At 60.5% G+C, this 4786-nt stretch carries 3 protein-coding genes; 1 reads left to right on the top strand and 2 read right to left on the bottom strand.

All coding sequences use genetic code 11. From position 1 onward, the window contains the following. Together hemG and hemN are read right to left on the bottom strand one after the other, a co-directional pair. Positions 1-1369, bottom strand: a 1369-nt coding sequence (hemG, locus tag U9R81_RS15315) for a protoporphyrinogen oxidase (protein WP_322496301.1), incomplete at its 3' end; no start/stop codon positions are given. Positions 1370-1381: 12 nt separating this feature from the next. Further along, positions 1382-2755: an oxygen-independent coproporphyrinogen III oxidase gene (gene hemN / locus U9R81_RS15310; protein ID WP_322496300.1), complete on the bottom strand. Its 1374-nt coding sequence runs from the start codon at positions 2753-2755 to the stop codon at positions 1382-1384. 556 nt (positions 2756-3311) lie between these two features. Here hemN and U9R81_RS15305 point away from each other — a divergent pair. Next, positions 3312-4580 carry a glycosyltransferase family 4 protein gene (locus tag U9R81_RS15305; protein ID WP_322496299.1) on the top strand — a complete coding sequence of 423 codons (1269 nt, stop codon included), beginning with the start codon at positions 3312-3314 and terminating at the stop codon, positions 4578-4580. The last annotated feature ends 206 nt before the right edge of the window (positions 4581-4786 follow it).

The raw sequence follows: 4786 nt of genomic DNA, 5'->3' as shown, positions 1-4786 counted from the left end.
CTGCCACTCGCGCGCCGGCTTGCACGCCGGTGGCCCACGTCTTGGGCACGCCGACGCCGCCACGGTAGCTGCCGGTCAACTGCAACGTTGGCCAGCGCTGTTCGAGCCGCTCGATTGCAGCCATCCGTTCGCGATGGCCGAAGGTGTACTGCGGGATCGCATAGCGCCAGCGCGTGACGTGGGTCAGCAGCGGTTGGCCGCTGATCCCCAGCACCTGCTGGTTGTCGCGGATAGCCGACTCGATCAGCGCCTCTTCGCTCTGCTCGGCCAATTCGGGCCGGATCGCGCCGCCCGCCAGCGTAATCGTCAACGCCCGATCCGCCGGAGCGACGTGCGGGAAGAGGCTAGAGGCCCACAGAATGCCGAGGAACTGCCGCCGTTCGCTCGACGGGGCCAGCACGCCAAACCCGTTCAGCTCACGCGAGAGCTGGTCGCGGCGGAAGCCGAGGTGAACCACCGCCACCGGCGCATAGGGAATATTGCGCAGTGCGCTGGCGGCGCCAGTATCGAGTGATTCGACCAATTCGGCAGCGGCGTAAGCCGGTGTGGCGATGATCACGCTGCGCGCAGTGATCGTCTCAACCTCGCCCGAACCATCCACCGTCACTTCCCAGTAACCGCCGCGGTTGCGCAAGCCAACCACTTTCCGCCCCGTCCAGACATTGCCGGCGCCAAGTGCGCGGGCCAGCGCGCGCGGCCATTCGGCCAAGCCGGTCCGGAAGCTGAAGGTGCGGCTGCGCATCTTTGGTTCGCTCACCGCCGGTTTTGGCTTGGATTGTTTGAGCATGCCGCGCACAATGCTGCCGCCGCGTTGGGCCGCTTCCCACAATGAGGGGAAGACCGCTGCGATCGATAGTTGGTTGGGATCGCCTGCATACACGCCGGCCACAAACGGATCGAGCAGGCGCGCAGTCGCTTCGGGGCCGATCCGGCGGTTGAAAAAGGCGGCCACGCTCTCTTCGGCGCTGGCCGGTTCGTTCTTGACGAATGGTTCGGCCAGTATGCGCAGTTTGCCTTGCCACGAGAGCAGCGGCGTTGTCACCAAACTGACCGGCGAGCTGGGGATCTCAACTGGCTTGCCGTTGATCAAGATAAACCGCCGCTTGCCATGGCGCGTGGCCGGTGTGATCCGCTCGCGCAAGCCAAGGTCGATCAGCTCTTGCCACAACCGCACGTCTTTCGTGCCTAGCGTGTTTGGCCCGCAATCGAGTGTGAAGCCTTCCGGCGTGGTGACACTGTGGATCACGCCGCCAACCCGGTTAGCCGCTTCGATCACCAGCACCCGGTACCCCCGTTTGTAGAGGGTATAGGCTGCCGCCAACCCGCCGATGCCGCCCCCGATCACGACACTGTCATAGCCTGCCATCATACGCGCTACCCCTCATACCGTGCTCGAAAAGATCGGCCGTTCCGTCGCCTGTTGCAGATAGCGATCCAACTCCATCGCCAGATTCCGCACAAAGAACCGGCCGCGCTCGGTGACGCGCAAGCGGCGCGGTTCCACCTCAACCAACCCGTCGTCGGCGTAGGCCGCGATCCGTTCGATCTCGGCGGCAAACGCCTCGCCGAGCGGTTGCCCGTGCGGCGGCAATGCTAGATCAAATGGTACCTCAAGGTTGCACATCAGATGCATGATCGCCTGCCGCCGCATCAGATCGTCGTCACTCAGCCGCATCCCGCGCGTGATCGGCAGCTCGCCGGCATCAATCGCGCGCTGGTAATTGCCGAGATGGGCATCGTTCTGGGCATAGCGCCCGGCCAAATCGCCGATCGCGCTCATGCCGAAGCCGATCTGGTGCGGCGCAGGCAACACCGTATACCCCATAAAGTTGCGCTGCAACCGCCGCTCGCGCGCTGCGACCGCCAATTCGTCATCGGCCAGCGCAAAGTGATCCATCCCGATCCACTCATACCCTACGGCGGTGAAAGCGTCAATCGCTTGCAAGAAGAGCTGGAACTTGTCGTAGCCGGTCGGCAACTGGCGCGCATCGACCCGCTTTTGGTTCGGGCGCGCCTGCGGCAGGTGCGCGTAGCTAAAGCAGGCCACCCGGTCAGGCCTCAGATCGATCATCGCCTGCAACGTCGCCGCAAAGCTGGCCGGCGTCTGGTACGGCAAGCCGTAGACCAGATCGATATTCACGCTGGCAAAGCCGGCATCGCGCGCCGCCAGCATCACCGTCTCGGTCTGGCTAAGCGGCTGAATCCGCCCGATCGCTACTTGTACATCGTGGGCAATATCTTGCACCCCGAAACTGATCCGGTTAAACCCCAGCTCGTGGAAGAGGAAGACCTGCTCGCGGCTGCCGATGCGCGGATCGACTTCCAGCGCCACCTCCGCCTCAGGGTCAATGGTAAAGGCGGCCCGCAGCAGGCCCATCAAACGGCGCGACTGTGCTTCATTCAAAAAATTGGGTGTGCCGCCGCCCCAATGTAATTGTACCACCTTGCGTCCCGTGCCGAGCGCGGCTGTCACCATTGCTAGCTCGCGTTCGAGCCGGTCGAGATAGTGATCAACCACGTCGGCCCGTTTGGTTGAGGTAGCGTTGCAGCCGCAGTACGCGCACCGTTCAGCGCAGAAGGGCAGATGCACATACACGCTGATCGGATCGGCGGTGGCCGCCACATCGCGCAGCGCCGCCAGATAGTCATCGGCAGTGAATTGAGCGTTCCAATGCGGGACAGTCGGGTAGCTGGTGTAGCGTGGGCCGGGACGGTTGTAGCGGTCGATCGTTGCGCGGGTGATCTCAACAGTCATAACAACCCCTCTTGCCGGCTGATTCTGTAGTTCCGTTTGCAAACTACTTGGACAAGAAAGCAAAACCAAACCCAGAGCTTGCCCAAAAACGCATGATCGAATCTGATTGTAGCATGATAGTCAATCATTTGATTGTTTGAGCAATCCGCCGGTAGGGTATAGGAAAAGCGGTTTTGGCTGATAAGAATGCGGAATACGCGCTTGTGAGCAGTGACTTGCGTTGCGAAAGCATAACTGTGATGAGAAACTTTTGCTGTGATCTCGAGGTTCAGTTTTTATGTAACGCTATTGCATGATCGTGCTCTCCTGAGGCGGTGATAAGTGCTTTCCCGTTCTCTGCAACGCGTGCTACGCAGTACATGCTTTCTCGCTTCGCCTAAAGGGCATGCTAGGAGGTGGTATAGTAGCTTGTCGCTTCGCCTCATCTGATCAATAATGAGCCTGAGGTGGCAACGACGCCGTTCACATCATCCATATATGGGAACCAAATGCGTTGCTGATCCGTCATGATCGCATAAGGTTTGCTTAGAGAGCGTATCAAAAAGGTCACTGTTCCATGCGCATACTTTATATCCTGCCGCACTACGGTCAGTCAGCAATGGGTAATCGCATCCATGCTGAGCTGATTGAGGAGTGGCGGAACTATGGCGTTGATGCTGAGGTGCTCAGCTTTTCAGCTTCCCTGCGCCAGCCTACTCGTACCGTTGAAGAAGGAATTGTCGTTCACCGGTTGCCGGCAAGCGGCTCATGGCCCGTCAAGGTGGCCAATACGCTTACTGCCCGTATCTTCCCCTACCCCTATCTTGCTAGCGTCATCATGGGCTTCCGGCACTTTTTTGCCGAACACACCTACGATCTTTGCCACATCGAGACCGCGTTTCCGCTTGCATGGGCGGCAGTGCTAGCTGGTAAACGGGTGCCGCCGCTGGCGCTGACCCTGCCCGGCGCCGATGTCATGGCCGAGCCAGAATTTGATTACGGCTATGCTCGCTTCCGCAGCGTTCGCGCTATCTTACCGATCGTTTTCTGCCGCGCATTGGTGATACGAGCCGACTCGCCCCAGATTCGTGAAGCAGCGATCGCGCTTGGCGCTGCGCCAGACAAGGTGAAGGCTATTCCCTACAATATCACGAATAGTAGTTTTCCGCCCGTAGGCGAAGATCTTGATGCTTTGCGCGTGCGCAGCCGTGCCGCATTGGTGGCGCGTTACCACCTTGATCCACGTCGCCCAATTGTGGTTGGCCTCAACCGGTTGCATCCGTTCAAAGGCATGGCGTACCTTGTTGAAGCCGTGCCTACCGTTCGTGCCGCCGGAATTGAGCCGCAAGTGTTAATCGTTGGCCCCAATCGCGCCACGCCGCGTTTTGGTGATTATGGCGCGTTTTTATCGCGGCGAGCCGCTGAATTGGGGGTGTCCAATCATGTTCTACTGACCGGTGGTGTTCCTCACACCGAGGTGCTGACCCATTTGGCCGGGGCTGATGCAGCAGTGGTGCCGTCAGTCGCCGAGGCGTTCAGTCGGGTCGTTATCGAGGCGTGTGCCGTGGGAACGCCACCAGTTGTCACCCGCACAACCGGAGCAAGTGCGTACGTCGCGGCTGCGCGGGCCGGTGTTGTGGTCGAGCCGCGCTCTGGGCCGGCGATTGGCGCCGCACTGGTTGAGTTGCTAGAGAATCCAGTGAGCTGGCGTGAATATAGTACGCGCGCTGTTACGTTGGCGCCGGCGTTTTCGTCGGCCCGGATTGCAGCCGAACTGATCGACTTGTACCGCGCGGCAATGGCTTCACGCCAGCCGCTGGCATCGCTCGCAGCGCATGATCGGTAAATGTTCTGGCACCAATGTCGCCTGAGTGTATGTCAAAGGAGGATCTTCATGAAACGTACGTCTCGTCTACTGCCGTGGGTGGCAATAACCTTCACGCTGATTGCGGTCGTGGCAGCGCTTTCCTTTGCGCTCCGTCCCGGCCAAGCCGAAGAGAGCGGCCCGCTGTTGCAGTACCCACCCGAACCGCCGGCGCCGACGATTGGCCC

It is taken from the genome of Chloroflexus sp., assembly GCF_034435895.1.
GTDB lineage: Bacteria > Chloroflexota > Chloroflexia > Chloroflexales > Chloroflexaceae > Chloroflexus.
The sequence above is the reverse complement of the archived record's forward strand: the minus strand, read 5'-3'. Positions and strand labels throughout refer to the sequence as shown.